Source organism: Imperialibacter sp. EC-SDR9 (assembly GCF_902498805.1).
In the GTDB taxonomy this organism is placed as follows: Bacteria; Bacteroidota; Bacteroidia; order Cytophagales; family Cyclobacteriaceae; genus Imperialibacter.
This window is the reverse complement of the sequence record NZ_LR701574.1, coordinates 326796-343506: the sequence shown is the minus strand read 5'-3', so window position 1 is coordinate 343506 and position 16711 is coordinate 326796. Positions and strand designations below refer to the sequence as shown.

At 46.9% G+C, this 16711-nt stretch carries 13 protein-coding genes; 7 read left to right on the top strand and 6 right to left on the bottom strand.

Going from position 1 to position 16711, the window contains the following annotated elements; translation table 11 throughout:
* Nucleotides 1-31: 31 nt before the first annotated feature.
* Entirely contained in the window at nt 32-1393 is a 1362-nt protein-coding gene (locus GC130_RS02740) for a PAS domain-containing sensor histidine kinase (RefSeq protein WP_151996722.1), read from the bottom strand.
* Nucleotides 1380-2753, bottom strand: coding sequence for a sigma-54 dependent transcriptional regulator (locus tag GC130_RS02735; protein ID WP_151996721.1), 1374 nt, complete (start codon nt 2751-2753; stop codon nt 1380-1382). Before GC130_RS02735 ends, GC130_RS02740 begins: the two co-directional genes overlap by 14 nt.
* Before the next feature lie 265 nt (nt 2754-3018).
* Here GC130_RS02735 and GC130_RS02730 point away from each other — a divergent pair, with 265 nt between their 5' ends.
* From GC130_RS02730 to GC130_RS02720, 3 genes are read left to right on the top strand one after another with little or no spacing between them, the layout of a single operon-like run.
* Nucleotides 3019-5463 carry an FtsX-like permease family protein gene (locus tag GC130_RS02730; RefSeq protein WP_151996720.1) on the top strand — a complete coding sequence of 815 codons (2445 nt, stop codon included), beginning with the start codon at nt 3019-3021 and terminating at the stop codon, nt 5461-5463.
* Nucleotides 5464-5493: 30 nt separating this feature from the next.
* Complete coding sequence (locus GC130_RS02725; RefSeq protein ID WP_151996719.1) at nt 5494-7932, top strand: FtsX-like permease family protein; 2439 nt, start codon at nt 5494-5496, stop codon at nt 7930-7932.
* A gap of 16 nt (nt 7933-7948) precedes the next feature.
* Entirely contained in the window at nt 7949-10363 is a 2415-nt protein-coding gene (locus tag GC130_RS02720) for an FtsX-like permease family protein (protein ID WP_151996718.1), read from the top strand.
* A gap of 100 nt (nt 10364-10463) precedes the next feature.
* Here GC130_RS02720 and GC130_RS02715 read toward each other — a convergent pair whose 3' ends face one another.
* A complete protein-coding gene (locus GC130_RS02715; RefSeq protein ID WP_151996717.1) occupies nt 10464-11339 on the bottom strand; it encodes a cupin-like domain-containing protein in 876 nt (291 codons plus the stop codon).
* A 430-nt stretch (nt 11340-11769) separates the two neighbouring features.
* Between GC130_RS02715 and GC130_RS02710 the strand changes: the two genes are divergently transcribed.
* Nucleotides 11770-11961: a cold-shock protein gene (locus GC130_RS02710; RefSeq protein ID WP_151996716.1), complete on the top strand. Its 192-nt coding sequence runs from the start codon at nt 11770-11772 to the stop codon at nt 11959-11961.
* A gap of 88 nt (nt 11962-12049) precedes the next feature.
* Here the strand turns inward: GC130_RS02710 and GC130_RS02705 are convergent, their stop codons facing one another.
* Entirely contained in the window at nt 12050-12472 is a 423-nt protein-coding gene (locus GC130_RS02705; protein ID WP_151996715.1) for a winged helix-turn-helix domain-containing protein, read from the bottom strand.
* Between the two features lie 90 nt (nt 12473-12562).
* Here GC130_RS02705 and GC130_RS02700 point away from each other — a divergent pair, with 90 nt between their 5' ends.
* The 3 genes from GC130_RS02700 to GC130_RS02690 all read left to right on the top strand — a co-directional run bounded on the left by GC130_RS02700 (nt 12563) and on the right by GC130_RS02690 (nt 15513).
* Nucleotides 12563-13024 carry a hypothetical protein gene (locus tag GC130_RS02700; RefSeq protein WP_151996714.1) on the top strand — a complete coding sequence of 154 codons (462 nt, stop codon included), beginning with the start codon at nt 12563-12565 and terminating at the stop codon, nt 13022-13024.
* A gap of 106 nt (nt 13025-13130) precedes the next feature.
* Complete coding sequence (corA, locus tag GC130_RS02695) at nt 13131-14282, top strand: magnesium/cobalt transporter CorA (protein WP_151996713.1); 1152 nt, start codon at nt 13131-13133, stop codon at nt 14280-14282.
* A gap of 85 nt (nt 14283-14367) precedes the next feature.
* A complete protein-coding gene (locus GC130_RS02690) occupies nt 14368-15513 on the top strand; it encodes a lactonase family protein (protein ID WP_151996712.1) in 1146 nt (381 codons plus the stop codon).
* 117 nt (nt 15514-15630) lie between these two features.
* Here GC130_RS02690 and GC130_RS28515 read toward each other — a convergent pair whose 3' ends face one another.
* Both GC130_RS28515 and GC130_RS02685 read right to left on the bottom strand, forming a co-directional pair.
* Nucleotides 15631-15768: a hypothetical protein gene (locus GC130_RS28515; protein WP_193217741.1), complete on the bottom strand. Its 138-nt coding sequence runs from the start codon at nt 15766-15768 to the stop codon at nt 15631-15633.
* A gap of 149 nt (nt 15769-15917) precedes the next feature.
* Nucleotides 15918-16679: a pseudouridine synthase gene (locus GC130_RS02685; RefSeq protein WP_151996711.1), complete on the bottom strand. Its 762-nt coding sequence runs from the start codon at nt 16677-16679 to the stop codon at nt 15918-15920.
* Between the last annotated feature and the right edge of the window lie 32 nt (nt 16680-16711).

The following is a 16711-nucleotide window of genomic DNA, read 5'->3' as shown; positions in this document are numbered from 1 at the left end:
GCCGTAGCCAGAAAAGCTACCCTGCTACCACTCACCCTACCGGCAGCCTCACCACCATCTCTGTAAACACCCCTTTCTCGGAATAAACACTAATACGACCCTTGTGGCGATAAATGATCTGTCGGCTCAGGCTAAGGCCAATACCCGAACCGTCCTTTTTGGTAGAGAAGAACGGGATGAAGATTTGCTCCAGCTTATCGGGGTCTATGCCGCTGCCGTTGTCTTTGATGGCAATGTCCACCCATCTGTCTCCCGGTTCAAAACGCCAGGTAATGAGCGGGGCTTCGTTTCCCTCCAGAGCATGGATGGCGTTCGTCAGCAGGTTGATGAACACCTGCTCCAGTAGCTTGCGGTCTCCTTGTATGGTCAGCTCCGCACTTTGCTCCGGCATTTGCACCTGAATGCCCGCCTTTTGTAGCTCTGAGGCCATCAGCAGGTTGATGGAGCTGATCATGCTCTGCACCTCAATAGGTGCCGGTTGTAGTTCTGGCACTCTCGTAAAGCGGCGGTAGTCTTCCACAAACTGTAGCAGGCCCTTGCTGCGCAGCTGTATCGTTTCCAGCGACTCCACCATGTCGCTGATGGTTTCGTCCGTCAGGTCAGCCACTTTTTTGGCTTTTCCATTAGGTTGCTTCAACACCATAATCATGGTTTCCGTCAGCGACAAGAGGGGCGTCACTGAGTTCATGATCTCATGTGTCAGCACCCGGGTCAGCTTGATCCATGCTTCCAGCTCCTTCTGGTCAATCTCGTTGGCAATGTCCTTGATGGTGAACAGCCTGATGCTTTTGTCAATCAGCTTGAAGGCATACAGCGACACACTCAGGTATTTCTTGTTCCCACTGATGGTGATCTCCAGCAGTCGGCTTTCGCCGTGGCTAAGCTGCAGCAGCTGCGCCATCGCCTCGGAGTTTTCCGTCTTCAGGTTTTTCCAGTTGGCCACGTTGGGGATATCGAGCAGGCTTTGCCCTTCCGGGTTAATCAGGTCTATATGCTCTCTTTCGTTCAGCGCAATAATGCCCGTGGGGATATGCTCTACAATGCCCTGTAGATACAAGTACTGCGCTTGACGGGAAAGTTCCGACTCTTGTATCGTGTCGAGAATCAGGTGAAAGGCCTTGTGCAGGCGTTTTTCCGACGGGTCAATTTTGTCCTGGCGGAAACCGACGGTAAAGTCCCTGGTTTCAATGGCCTGCAAAAAACGGGTGAGGTTATCATTCGTTCGCCGGATAAACCGCCACAGGTCGTTGACTTGAAAGATGAGCACGACTACAAGCACTACCGGCGTATAAACCAGCTCGAATTGCGTCCACGAATAGGCGATCGCCACAAGTGTCGCCAGTACAAGGCAAGTGCGGATGGTGAGCCACAGAAGGAATCTATTTAATACCATACTTCTCCATTCTGCGGTAAAGTGCCAGCCGGTCGATACCCAACTCACGGGCTGCCCGGGTCACATTACCCTGGTGTTTTTTAAGTGCTTCGTTGATGAGCTTCAGCTCGTTTTCCTGCAAGTTCAGCGTTTCCGGTGGCGAGTTGGTAGCAGCTGTTTTGGATGGGCTCAGGTCAAAATAGTTGATGGTCGAACCCTCGGCCATAATCACGGCCCGCTCCATGGTGTGCATCAGCTCCCTGATGTTGCCGGGCCAGTGATGGTCGGTCAACTGCTTGCTCGCCAGGTCTGTCAGCTCAGGGGGAGTCTTTCTGTATTTCTTAGCAAAGTGGCCTATGAAATGGATGGCGAGCAGAAGGATGTCGTCCCGCCTTTCTCTTAGCGTGGGCAGGGTAATTTCAATGGTATTGATGCGAAAGAGCAGGTCTTGCCGAAACTCCCCGTCGGCAACCATTTGTGCCAACGGCTGGTTGGTGGCGCTGATCAGCCGGAAGTCGATAGGGATGGGTTTGTTGGAGCCCAATCTCGTGATGGTTTTCTGCTGTAGGGCAGTCAGGATTTTGGCCTGGGAAGCAGGGGAGAGGTTGCCGATTTCATCGAGAAAGAGGGTGCCACCTTCGGCCAACTCAAACTTGCCGGGCTTGTCTTCTTTTGCATCTGTAAAGGCACCTTTCACGTGGCCGAACAATTCACTTTCAAACAGCTTTTCGTGCAAGGAACCTGTGTCTACCCTGAAAAACACCTGGTTGTTACGGGTGCTGAGGCTGTGCAGGTAGCGGGCCATTACATCTTTGCCTGTGCCGTTCTCTCCGAGTAATAGCACGTTGGCGTCTGTCGGTGCTACCTTTTTGACGGTCGCCAGCACTTGCTTGAAGGCAGGCGAGTGACCAATGAGTTCTTCCTCCAGCAGCTTGCCGCTCTCTGTGATGTCGGTGCTAATCGCCTTGTACCTCTCTGCATTTTTTTCTGCTGATTTTAGCTTCAGGGCATTCTGGATGGTGGCCAGCAATTTCTCATTTGACCAGGGCTTCACCACAAAGTCAGCTGCACCGGCTTTCATGCCTTCCACCGCCAGGTTGATGTCGCCGTAAGCAGTGAGCAAAATGACCTTGAGGGATGGGTCTTTGGCCAACAGATTGGTCAAAGCCCGTAGCCCTTCCTCGCCTGAGTTCTCTCCCCGCTGAAAGTTCATGTCGAGTAGCACCACGTCTGGATTGAACTGCTCCATCAGGTCGAGGGCCTCACTGGGATGCACGCTGGTCTTTACACCTTCATAGTGGTGCTTGAGTAGCATCCGGGCCGTGGTGAGCACGTCACGGTCGTCGTCGACAATGAGTATTTTGGAGGGATAAAGGGGCATGTTTATTTATCTGATTAATCAATTTTGTTTGTTGACAGCCTGATCGTCACAAGAGCGACGTCATGCCTGCGAAGGCAGGCATCTCAGTTTAGATCGACGTACTTCGTTAAAACTGTATCAAAAACAAACACTTTTTTGTAGCAAAACCAAACACCTAAGCCAACTATATTTTCATACACTATTCGTAACATTCTGATAATAAGTAACTTAAAGTTAATGGCACAACATTTTCTTAACTGGCTGGCATACTATTAACTTTAGCACCATGTTCAGAAACTATCTCATCACCACCATTAGAAGCTTCCGCAGAAACATCAGCTACATGCTGCTCAACGTTTTTGGCCTTGCCCTCGGCATTGGCTGTTCCCTTGTGATCTATCGGGTGATCACCTACGAGCTCAGCTACGATAAGCACCACGAGAACTTCGAACACATCTATAGAATTACACGTGCCGACCACCAGCCTGACAAGGTCGAACATGGTTCTGGAGTGCCGCATCCGTTGGGCAAGGCGCTGCGTGAAGACTATTCCTTCATTGATGAAGTGGCCAGAGTTGATTACCAGTATGGGGCCATTGTAGCTTCCTGGGAAGGCGATCAGCAGTTGAGAAGACTCAGCGAAGATGTTGGGATAGCCTATGTAATGCCTGAAGTTTTCAAGGTATTCAGTTTCGAGTCGGTGTCAGGCGACCTGGCCAAAGGAGTGGAAGACCTCAATTCGGCAGTCATATCAGATGAGTGGGCAAAGAAGTATTTCGATCTGACGGATGCTACAGTCGAAAGTGTTATAGGCAAAAGGTTGACGATTAATTCCAAGTTGTCGGTCACCATTAAGGGCATATTTAAGGCGCCTCCCAAAAACAGCGACTTCCCGTTCAAACTCATGATTCACTACCACAACCTCAAGGACATGAATCCTTACTACGAGGATGGCACGAGGTGGAACAGTACCAGCAGCTCTACTAACTGTTATGTGTTGATTAAGAACGAAACCGATAAGGCACAACTGCTGGCGTCTTTTCCTGAGTTCGTTAAAAAGTACTACGACGAAGACGCTGTGGAAGAGCTGGAGTTTGGTTTGCAGCCGCTGGCCGACGTACACTTCAATGGCGAGTACGAAAACTACGGCGACCGCACCATGGACATGCGACTGATCATGGCGCTTGGCGTGGTAGGTTTGTTTCTGATTATCACAGCCTGCATCAATTTCACCAACCTTGCGACGGCTCAGGCGGTAAAAAGGTCTAAAGAGATCGGCATCCGTAAGGTAATGGGTGGCCACCGTGGGCAGCTTTTGCTTCAGTTTTACAGCGAAACCTTTATCATCACGGCCATTGCTGCACTGATCTCCCTGGCTATTGCTGAGTTGTTCCTTATTCAACTTGAAGAAATACTGGGTTACAGATTGTCGATTGACTTGCTGTCAAATACTGAAATGCTGGCGTTTCTTATCGCAGCGGTTTTTGCTGTCACCCTGCTCGCCGGATTCTATCCCTCACTGATACTATCAAGAATGAATCCGGTGCTGGCAATCAAAAATAAAATTACTTCCGACAGACACACCGGGGGGCTTTCCTTGCGCCGGGCACTGGTCGTCATTCAGTTTGCCATCAGTCAGGCGCTTATCATAGGCACCATTGTAGTACTGATGCAGATGCGTTTTATACAAAGCCAGCCTTTGGGGTTCGAGAAAGACGCCATCATTAATGTATATATCCCTGACCAGGAGCATCCTCAAACACTTGAGACCATGCGAAACAGGCTGCTGGGTGTGAGTGGGATTGAAGACGTTACTTTCTCACTGGGCGCACCGCTGGCTGGCAGCAACTCCAACTCTAATTTCAGCTATCCTGATGGCGGAGTTACCGATCAGTACAGTGCCAATTTTAAGGTGGCTGACGAAAACTATATCGACTTTTACGGTCTACAGTTGTTGGAAGGCAGAAGCACACGGCCTTCTGATTCGCTTAATGCCGTCGTTATCAATGAGCAGGTCATGCACATCATGGGCATCGATAACCCAGCTGAAGCAATTGGTAAAAAGCTTAGAACGGGCTTTGGTGGAGACAAAGAAGTAGTGGGTGTGGTAAAAGACTTTCACATTTTCTCACTTCACTCCGAGCTTAGGCCAGCCATGATTATCTATTACCCCAATGCATTTTATGAAATGGGAGTGAAGCTTTCTACCGCCGGTGATGCGGTGGCTAAAATAGATAACCTGGTAGCTGAAGTTGACAAGGTATGGAGCGAAACCTATCCCGACTTCATTTTCGATTACGAGTTCCTCGACAAGCAGATTGCCGACCGCTATCAAACAGAGAAAAACGTCAGCCAGCTGTTCCTCATCTTTTCAGGCATCGCTATTTTCATTGGGGGGCTGGGGCTTTACGGCTTGATCTCCTTCCTGGCTAACCAGCGGGTCAAAGAAATTGGTGTTCGTAAGGTGCTGGGTGCCAGCATGGGCGAAATCATCTTCATTTTCAGCAAAGAAGTGGTTGTGCTGCTGGGTGTGGCTTTTGTGGTCGCAGCACCGCTTACCTACTGGGTCATGCGGGGTTGGCTCGATGACTTTGCCTACAGCACGCCTTTCAGTCCGGTATTCTTTGTATTGGCCATCAGCGTATCTCTTGTTATTGCACTGGCAAGCACTGGCTACCGATCGTTTCTCGCCGCCAGGGTCAATCCGGTCGAATCGTTGAGGTCAGAGTAGTCATTTTTTCATCTCTTAAAAGCCAAGGATATGATCAGAAATTATATCATTACTACGCTGCGCACTTTCCGGAGAAACCCTGGTTACATGTTCCTGAACATTCTGGGCCTGGCGCTCGGCATAGGTTGCGCACTGGTTGTTTATTCCATTGTGGCTTATGAGCTAAGCTTTGACAAGCACCATGCACATTATGACCAGATTTACAGGGTAACCCGCACGTTCCAGGAGCCCAACAAACTCTCTTATGCGGCAGAAATGCCTCACCCTTTCGGACAGGCGCTGAGGGATGAGTACCCCTCCATCGACGAAGTAGTGAAGATTCATTATCAGTACGGCGGAGTGGTGGTTTCCTGGGCCGGTGATAAGCAAATGAAAAAGCTTAGTGAAGAAGAGCACATGGCATTTGTAACACCTTCTTTTTTCAAAACGTTTAGCTTTCCTTCATTAAGCGGGGATCTCGCCAAAGGGGTGGAGGAAATCAACTCTGGCGTTATTTCCGATGAGTGGGCCAAAAAGTATTTCGATGTGAGAAACGAGGATTGGGAAAGCGTGATTGGTAAAGTTATTTCTATCAATTCCCGGCTTAATCTAACCATCAAAGGCGTTTTTCAAGCACCACCAAAGACAAGCGATTTTCCTTTTCACTTGCTGATGCACTACGATAATATTGGTGATGTGAGCGACTATTACAACGAAGGAAAAACATGGAACAGCATGAGCAGTTCTACTAGCTGCTATGTGCTAATCAGGGACGAAACGGAAAAGGACAACCTGCTCACCCAATTGCCAAATCTTTGGGCGAAGCATCACTCTGAAGAAGAGGCATTAAAGACTTCATTTGCTCTGCAACCGCTTTCCGACGTGCATTTCAATGCTGACTACGGTAACTACTCTAATCGCACCGTTGACCACGACCGGCTTTGGGCCCTGGTAGCCATTGCTGTTTTTCTTATTGTTACTGCCTGTATCAATTTCACTAACCTTGCCACCGCTCAGGCGGTCAGACGCTCCAAGGAGATTGGTATTAGAAAGGTGATGGGTAGTCGTAAAGGGCAACTGGTTTTTCAGTTTTATGCCGAAACACTGCTTATTACACTTTTTTCTGGATTTTTAGCGCTGGCTGTTGCGGAGGTATTCCTTATTCAATTGCAGGACATACTCGGTTATCGCCTATCGGTCGATTTGGCAAATCACCCGGATGCCATTTTATTCCTTGGTGGAGTCATCTTTTTGGTTTCCCTGATGGCGGGACTGTATCCTTCGTTTGTACTGTCCCGAATGAACCCTATTCTGGCGATAAAAAACAAGATATCTGGCAAACATGCTGGCGGCTTGTCCCTCAGAAGAGGGCTGGTGGTGGTGCAGTTCGTCATCAGCCAGGCCTTAATCATTGGCACGCTGGTGGTGTTCTTGCAGGTGAGGTACATGGAAGATTTGCCCCTCGGTTTTGACACGGAAGCCATTGTAACCACCTATTTGCGCAACCCAGATCCGAAAGACATCGATAACCTTCGCCAGAATATCAGCAGCATCAGCGGTGTGGACGCCATTACTTTTGGCATGGGCTCGCCAATCGACAGGAACAATTCGGGGAGTGATTTCAGTTACCCGGATGGCGGCGTAACGGAGTCTTATAGTGCGAACTTTAAGGTAGTGGACGAGCATTATGTGAATTTTTTTGGACTTCAGCTTTTGGCTGGTAGAAATATCCGTCCATCCGATTCTCTGAAGAGGGCGGTGGTGAATGAGCAGGTGCTGAAAATTGCCGGTATTGAAAGTCCTGGCGAGGCCATTGGTAAAACCATCAACACAGGGTGGGGCGGACCAAAGGAAATTGTTGGGGTGGTGAAGGATTTTCATGTAGAAAGTATGCATGAAGCCCTGGGGTCGGTATTTCTAATTTACTATCCCTATGGCTTCTATGCTGTTGACGTCAAATTAAGTGCTTCAGCTTCTACGTTGGCCAGTATGGCAACTACCATTGATGAGATTGGCAAAGCCTGGATAGAGGTATATCCAGAATCAATTTTCGACTACACCTTTCTGGAAGAAGACATCGCCGCTCGCTACAAGTCCGAGAGGAACCTGAGTAAGCTGTTTACTATTTTCTCCTGTATAGCCATATTTATAGGGTCTCTTGGGTTGTTTGGCCTGATATCATTTGTAGCCAACCAGCGGGTGAAAGAGATTGGTGTGAGAAAAGTGTTGGGCGCCAGTATCCTTCAGATACTCTTTATTTTTAGCAAGGAAACCGTCCTGCTGCTGGCGGTCGCTTTTGTCATTTCCACTCCTATTGCGTTCTGGTTGATGAATGACTGGCTTCAGAACTTTGTTTACCGCATGGATTTCAATATACTGATTCTTGCTGCAGGCCTTGGCCTTACACTGATCATCGCATTGATCAGTACAGGTTATCGGGCGCTTAGGGCGGCCAGCTCCAATCCGGTGGACTCTCTGAGGTCGGAATAACAAAAAAATAACCGCCATGCTCAAAAACTATCTTGTCACCGTTTACCGAACTTTCAAGAGGCATCCCAGCTTTCTGCTGCTCAATATGCTGGGGCTCGCACTCGGTATAGGCTGTTCGGTAGTCATCTACCTTATTGTCAACTACGAGCTGAGCTACGAGAAGCATCATGCCAATTTTGAGCGCATTTACAGGGTAACCAATGGCGGAAGTGCTTCCATGCCGCACCCCATAGGCGATGCGCTGGCAGCAGATTACGCTTTTGTAGACGCTGTCGCCAAAATTGATTACGAGTACGGCGGTATAATAGCATCTTGGGAAGGAGATACACAACTAAAGAAGATGGAAGAGGACGAGGGCCTTGTGTTCGCTTCACCTGGTGTTTTTGATGTGTTTTCGGTTCCAGCATTGGCTGGCAACCTGAGCGATGCTGTGTCCGATCCCAACTCGGCGGTGATTTCGGATCAGTGGGCCATCAAATACTTCGATGTCAAAGATGAAAGCTTTGACAAGGTAATCGGAAAGAGGATGACCATCAATTCCACACTCAGCGTAGTGGTGAAAGGAGTATTTAAGGCACCTCCAGCTACTACCGATCTGCCTTTTCAGCTGGTGGTACATTACGACAATCTTGGCGATTTTGACCCCGACTACGGGGATGGACAGGACTGGGATGCCACTAGCAGCAGTACCAATTGTTATGTGTTGTTGAAAGATGAATCGCATAAGAACCAATTAATAGCGGCACTGCCGGAGTTTGCAAAGAAGTATTATGGAGAGGGTGATGCCGGCGACCGTTTTGGACTTCAGCCTTTGTCTGACGTGCATTTTAATCCAGCTTATGGCAATTTCCGCGACAGAGTGATGGACTACCGGCTGCTTGTTGCCTTAATTACCATTGCCTTTTTCCTCCTGATCGCCGCCTGCATCAATTTCATCAACCTTTCTACAGCCCAGGCTTCCAAGAGAGCCAGGGAGATTGGCATCCGCAAAGCAATGGGTGGCCACAAAGGACAGTTGCGAAGGCAGTTTCTTATGGAGACCTTCTTCATCACCGTACTGGCCAGCTTTCTTTCCCTGGCGCTGGCGGAAGTGATGTTGCTCGAGTTGCAGGATATGCTTGGCTATCGACTGTCGGTAAGTATTGCCGATGAACCATGGTTGCTGGTTTATCTACTCGCTGTTATCATTCTTGTTACGCTGGCAGCCGGGCTCTATCCATCGCTGGTGCTTTCTAAGATGAGCCCCGTAATGGCTTTACGAGGCAAAAGTGCCCATAGCAAAGGACTGCGAGGCTTTTCTCTAAGAAAAGCGCTCGTAGTGTTTCAGTTCATGATCAGCCAGGTATTAGTGTTTGGCACATTGGTGGTGCTCCAGCAAACCAGGTTTCTTCAGGATCAGCCACTTGGCTTCGAGAAAGACGCTATCATTACCACCTGGGTGCCCGACCAGTCGGCGATCACCGCTCTTAGGGAGCGTATCCGGGCTGTCAACGGAGTAGACAATGTGTCATTTTGCATTGGCGCACCTCTATCATCATCAAATTCCAGCGCTAACTTTTACTTGCCTACTGTGCCAAAGGAGCAAAGGGGAGACCTCAACGCCAATTTTAAGGCTGTTGACGAAAACTACCTCGCTCTTTTTAATATCGAACTACTGGCGGGCAGAAACCTTCGCCGGGCCGACTCAGCTTCGGCCGTCATTGCCACTGAGCAGACGATTCGCAGCTTGGGTTTTCAACTCCCGCAGGAAGCTATCGGTGTCAAAATCAGGACCGGTTACGATGGCAATTTGAGAGAGATCGTAGGTGTAGTAAAAGATTTCCATGCTCATACTTTGCATGAAAGCATGGAAAAAGTGGTGTTACTTTATTATCAGCCGGAATTCTTCACCGTGGCGATCAAGTTTTCTGCCGGGAGCTCAGCCGCAGTAGCCAGCGAAACGATCAGGGACGTGCAAAGCATTTGGAGTGAAACGTTCCCTGAGTTTATTTTCGATTACCGTTTCCTGGATGCTTCTATTGCCGCCAAGTATGAGGCGGAGCGAAATCTGGCTACTTTGTTTATGCTTTTTGCAAGCATCGCTGTAATGATCGGCGCACTGGGGTTGTACGGTCTCATTTCCTTTATGGCCAACGAGCGAACCAAAGAGATAGGAGTGAGGAAGATATTAGGCGCTGGTACCCTCCAAATGCTTCTGATGTTTTGGAGGGAGATTGCAGGGCTGTTACTCATTGCGTTTGTGATTGCTTCGCCGCTTGTCTATGCGCTTATGAAAGGCTGGCTTAATGACTTCGCCTATCAGATAGACATTGGGTTCCCCGTGTTTGTATCGGTCTTTGCTGTTTCTCTGCTGGTAGCGCTGGTTAGCACCGGCTACCGGTCGATGCAGGCGGCCAGCTCCAATCCGGTGGATTCACTGCGCTCAGAGTAGGCGGTGGCTCAACTAAAAACCCGGTCAAGTAGTATAACAACACTATTTGACCGGGTTTTGTATTTTTCAAAAGCACAACCTCACTTCTGAAAAGGCAATGCTATTGTGCTATAAGCTTTTCAATCTCTTTGTTAGCATTGTTGATGGCTACTTTCTCCTTGTGCTTAAACCACTTGTCTCCCCTCATTTTAAGAAGCAATTCGTCGAGGTGGGTAGCAACTGTCACGTTCCAGCCACCTTGCACACGGTCTTTCACCCGTGGGCTCAGGCACCTAAGGCTCATACTAAAGCCACTACCTACATATTCTATATGGTGCCACCAGCCGGATGGAATAAAGATGGTGTCGCCAAATTCCAGCACGGCCTCTCTTCCTTCAACATATTTCAACCCCGGGTACTTGTCGTAGTCGGGTTTTTCAATGTTAACAGCGGTGTGCACATTGTAGGGAAATCTGTATAGTAAAGTTGAGTACTTAGGATCAAACAGCACTACTCTTTTCTTTCCGGTGAACTGGGTAAGGAAAACGCATGACATATCCATGTCCTGATGAATGCGGGTTACTGATCCATCTCCACCAAAAAACATGAAAGGAAAAGACCTTAAGAACCCGGAGCATATCTTAGGGAATTCGAAGTCTTCGAACAGGCGCTTATTCTGCTTAAAGGGGTTGAAAAGGAACAAACGCTTCTTTGTTGGCCCTTTTTCTATTTCGTCCAGGTACTCCCTGAACTTCAAGTGATAGTCTGGCTTTTTGAAAGAACGATCAGCTCGTTCCAGTGCCCCATCGAACACGCCCACCTCCATATCGCCCATTTCGTCCTTAAAGAACTGGAAATTCCATTTCTTACTGGCCGGGTAGCCATCCACAAGTCCTTTGAGGACTACCGGTTTTTGAGGGTAATAGTAATTTTGCTCGAATTCCTTTCTGGTGATATTATGCACCACATCAATGTTCTGCTGGATTTTGACACTCATAGCGTGAATAAAAATTCTTAATCTGTAAATGAATATTTATCAACGATTAACAACCGCCTTTACAGACGCAAAACTAACAGTAAGGTTGGTTTAAATTATTAACTCAATTAAAAAAATTCAAACAAAACCTTGACTAGTCAATTAAGTCACCCCACACTTGCTCAGATTTCATGCCAGAAAGAATGAGGAGAAAACAGGCTGTCATTTTGGTTGACAACAATAAAAAATAAATATTTATTTGCTTTGAATCGCACTTTTTGCCACCTTGCACAGCATTTAAATCAGTAATAGTAAAATATGCCTGGCCACAGGTCGTTAATTCTCAACTTTGCATCCCACAAATTTCTTAATTAATTACCCTCAAGTCAGATTTCTACAATTACAAAAATGCCAATAGCATAGCATTTATTACAATCAATTAATAATAACAATGGAAGGAACAGTAAAATTTTTCAACAATTCAAAAGGTTTTGGTTTCATTAAGCCATCAAATGGCGGTGAAGACATCTTCGTTCACGTTTCAGGTCTAGTTGACGAAGTTCGTGAGAACGACGAAGTGACTTTTGAAGTTGAGCAAGGCAAAAAAGGCATGAACGCCGTTAATGTCGAAGTAGTGCGATAGTAAAAGGAATCGATAGATATACTTTTTTTATTAAAAGACACTATAAGAAACCACCTTCGGGTGGTTTTTTTTATGCCTTATTTTTACCCTAGTGATGAGGCCAAATGATAGCCTTGATAGTTATAATCACTACCACACAAAGAAATGCTAGCAGCCACCTGTTGGTAATAAAAGGAAGTAGGAACGATTTGGTCGTCAGGTGTTTCGCCTGAAGATTGCCGTCAAACAGATAGCCAACTTTAGGCACTGTTTTTATTAGTTGTTCACCTTTGAATTGCGTTCGCAAAGTAGAAATACTTTGAGTAAGTAGCTCTTCACCAGAACCGTAGTTACCCCAGAGCCTGTTAACCAAAACGCTCCTTGGAACTACGCTGTGAGGAGTTTCAAGTAGAATAACAAGCAGTTTAGCCAGCCTGGGCTCAAGTCGATTGACCTCCCCGGTTGTCCGGTTGTACATTTCGTTTTTCTGAAAATCGATGACGTACTTATGGTTGATTAGGGCTCTTTTCATAATCTAAAGGTTTTCTCAAGGTGGATTTCCTTTGGTGTTTGACTCCAAGCAACGATTCTTGGTTACCGAAAACCAATAAAAATGGCAGAGATGAAAAACATCAAAGATACATTTCCAATGATGCTGAGCGTGCTGACAGTTTATTTCACTACAGCCGGGCACCACATCTATGGGGCGATTTTATACAGCACTCCATGGCGAACCCATATCGCTACATCTGGTCTGTTTTGGCTGGGGCTCTCGATAGCGCTTATCGTTGCCTACAAAGCTTGGAATAGACGGTTGATTCTTTGGCTCTTCACCGCCACCACAGGATTCTTCTTCGTAGGCGCAATTGGTTTATACGAAGGCTTTTACAATCATATGGTTAAGAATATCGTGTATTTTGCTGGAGTGCCTGAAGCCACCCTTTTGATCTACTATCCTCCGCCGAAGTATGAACTGCCTAACGACTGGTTGTTTGAAGTTACCGGGGTTCTTACCTTTCTTGTTTGCACATGGTGCGCCAGGCAGTTGATCAATTTTGTGAAACGTGAGACTGTTTCGCAATAGGAAGTTTTTTAGAGACAGGTGAGCGGTAAGATATCTATTCATCGCTTTTTGATAGTTTTATATTAATGGCTAACATGGAGCTTCAAATGTTTCGACATGGAGCGATATGAGAAAAGAAAAAGCGCAATTTGATATTACCAGGCCCGACAAAATCCTCATGGCGGGTTTGCGGACGCTTGGGACCATAGGCGACAACCTTACCTTCAACCTGTATTCGACGCTGAAAAGTGAATCCAAAGGTAAAGCCCAAACAGTTTTTATTGGTAAGAAAAAGCTGGAGAAGGTGGCCATTCAGCTATTTGAATACACCCCTGACGACTGCATGGAGCTGGATCAACCAGAAGACTTTTCAGCACTCCAGTCACCTGATCCGAAAAAATCTTATTGGTTGAATTTCCATGGTCTGCACGAGGTGTCGCTTTACGAAGACCTGTCGAAAGCAATGTCTTTTGACCGCCTGATGGTGCGACAAATGCTCGATACCACCCAGCGGCCCAAAGTAGAGGAATATGATAAGTACCTGTTTTTCAGTGTGAAATCGATCCTGCAAACCGAGCAACAAGAGCTAAACATTGAACAGATCAGCTTTATCCTGGGGAAGAACTACATCATTTCGCTGCAGGAAGAGGAAGGGGATCATTTTGACCACATCAGGTACAAGATCAGAGAGAAGTTGGGCATGGTTCGCCACCGGAAAAGCGACTTTTTACTGGTGCAGTTGCTCGACGCCGTGCTGGATAACTATTTTGAAACCATCGACGCATTCAATTTGATAGTGGCTGAACTGGAAAAAGAAGTGCTAAAGGATCCGACGCAGAGCACACTACTCAAGCTGGAGAAGTACAAGAAGGACACGCAGCTGATCAAAAAATCGCTGATGCCTTTCAAAGAGGCTTTAACCAATATTCTTAACGGCCGTACCAACTTCATTGAAAATGAGAATGAGAAGTATTTTCATGACCTGCTCAATAGCTGCAAAAATGCTATGGACGAGATAGAGTCTACCAGTAAAAGCCTGGAAAGCCTTGCTAATATCTACTTTTCGTCTCTCAGTCAGAAAATGAACGAGACGATGAAGGTGCTGACCACGGTGGCCACCATTTTCATCCCACTCACTTTTATTGCGGGCATTTATGGAATGAATTTCGAATATATGCCCGAGCTCAAGTACCGCTATGGCTACTTTGTGGTTTGGGGAGTGATGGGGGTGGTGCTTATTCTTATGTTGCTCTACTTCAAACGCAAGAAGTGGCTTTGAAAAATACCCTGCTAAACAGGTGATTTCATTGCCTGTCCGGGTTTCGTCTTTTACTGCTATATTCGTGTTACTAACCTAATATATTATGGAACTAAGAAGTAAGCTATTTGGAGTGCTCATCGCTTTGGTCGCCTTTATGGCCGGATGCACTCAGCAAAAGCCCCAGGAAACTGAAGGACAAGATGATAAAATGGAAGCACAAACCATCGACCTTCTCGTTGGGGTGTATACAGGTGGTGGAAGCAACGGTATTTACCAGCTACAATTCAACACAGCAACCGGTGAATTGAGCGACAGTCTTCTGTTGGTGAAGACTACAAACCCATCTTACCTGGCAATCAGCAAAGACAGACAGAGTGTTTTCAGTGTGAATGAAACCCAGGAAGGCGGCGTTAGTTCTTTTAGCTGGGATCATGAAAATAACCAACTTGTTGAGGTGAGTAAGCTTTCAACCGAAGGGGCACACCCTTGCTATGTTGACATCAGCCCGTCGGGCAGGCAGATAGCAGTGGCCAACTATAGCTCTGGTAACCTGGCTGTGTACCAACTCGGTGAGGGGCTTGCTTTGCAAGCTTCTCCACAGATTCGTCAGCATGAAGGTAGTGGGCCCGTGGTGCCCAACCAGAAGGGCCCGCATGCACATTGCAGCATTTTCAAGGGCGGATACCTGTATGCAGTGGATCTTGGCATCGACAAAGTTCTTGCTTATCCGTTTGCTGCCGATGGCACCCTGGGCGAAGCCCATGTTGCTTTTGAATTGCAGCCAGGAGATGGCCCGAGACACCTGATATTTCACCCAACGAAGCCGATGGCTTTCGTAGTCAATGAGTTATCGAGCTCGGTTGTTTCAATGAAAGCCGATTTTGAAAAGGGCACGTTTGAGGCAATTGACAGAAAAAGCACAATACCTGATGACTTCACCGAAAGGAACTCCGATGCCGACATACATATTACTTCAGACGGGAAATTTCTTTATGCTTCCAATAGAGGACACCATAGCATAGCTATGTACGCAGTAGTGGATGACGGAAGCCTGACCAGTTTGGGTAATGAACCGGTAGGAGGCAAGACTCCCCGTAATTTTACGCTGTCGCCAGATGAAAAATTCCTGCTGGTTGCTAACCAGGATACCAACAACATAGTTGTGTTCACGAGAAACAAAGAAACAGGCCTGTTGGCTGCTACTGGCAAAGAGTTTTCTGTATCTAAGCCAGTTTGCCTTAAGTTTTAAGTAGCGAACCAAAGCACTGTCTATCAATAAAAAAGGTCTCCGATAAAGGAGACCTTTGCTTTTTAGTGGGCTGTGAGCCCAACGCATTCGGTAAGTATATCTGTTTTTTTGACTATTTCAAATGGAAAGCACAATGCCCAAAAGAGCTACCAAACCCAGAATCAACCAATTGATCACTCGCTCTTTTCTCTTAGGCTTACCCAGCACCAAATAGTCCAGACTATACTTGAACCTGCGCTCATACAATCCTTTCATAATGGCTCCTTTCTTTTAATGTTACCAAATTGTTAAGTCAAAATTAATTAATTAATATTAGGTTAACAATGATTAACTGAATAATTCAAAAAATTAAAGGAATTGTATTAAATAAAGGCTTAGTCTGGTTTTGCATCATCCAATACGAATTATGAAAGCCCTGGGTTAAAGTTTTTATAATTGTTTACCCAGGCGAACGTGTCCATTGCTTTCACAAAATCAGGCGACAGCGGGGCTTGAAGCCTTACCTCTTGGGTTGAAAACGGGTGAATAAAAGTGAGTTTGTGGGCATGAAGGAGGAGTGAGGTAATCCCCCATTCTCTTTCGAACATCCTGTTGTGTCTGAGGTCTCCATACTTGGTGTCGCCAACTATCGGATGCCCCATGTGATTGAAGTGACGTCGGAGTTGGTGGGTGCGGCCTGTTCTTGGCAGCATTCTCACGAGGGAATACCTTGAGGTTGGGTATTTGTTTACCGAAATGGCGACTTCGACAGTGTTTAGCCTTTCATAGTCAGTCAAAGCGGTCTGCTCAACCCCCGTTTCATGTTTAACCAATGACTCGTTTGTCGATCCTGTTTCTGCTACAAAGCCCCGAACCACTGCCAGGTATTCCTTCATTACTTCGCCTTTCATAAAGAGCGATTGGGTCATGGCAACGCCCTGAGGAGAATAGGCGAAAAGCAATACTCCAGACGTGGCCCTGTCGATTCGATGCACCGGATATACCTCGCAGCCTATTTGGTCGGCCAGCAGTCTATTCGCAAAAAAATGCTTTTCCTCTGCAATTCTGGTTTTGTGAACGAGCAGCCGATTCGGCTTGTTGATGGCCACTAAATGCTCATCCTGATAAATGATGCTAAGTTTTCCGAACCGTTCGGGCTCGTTGTGGATAAGTTTTTCTTCACTCATGGTTGACTGTAAAAGTAAAACGGCGGATTTTA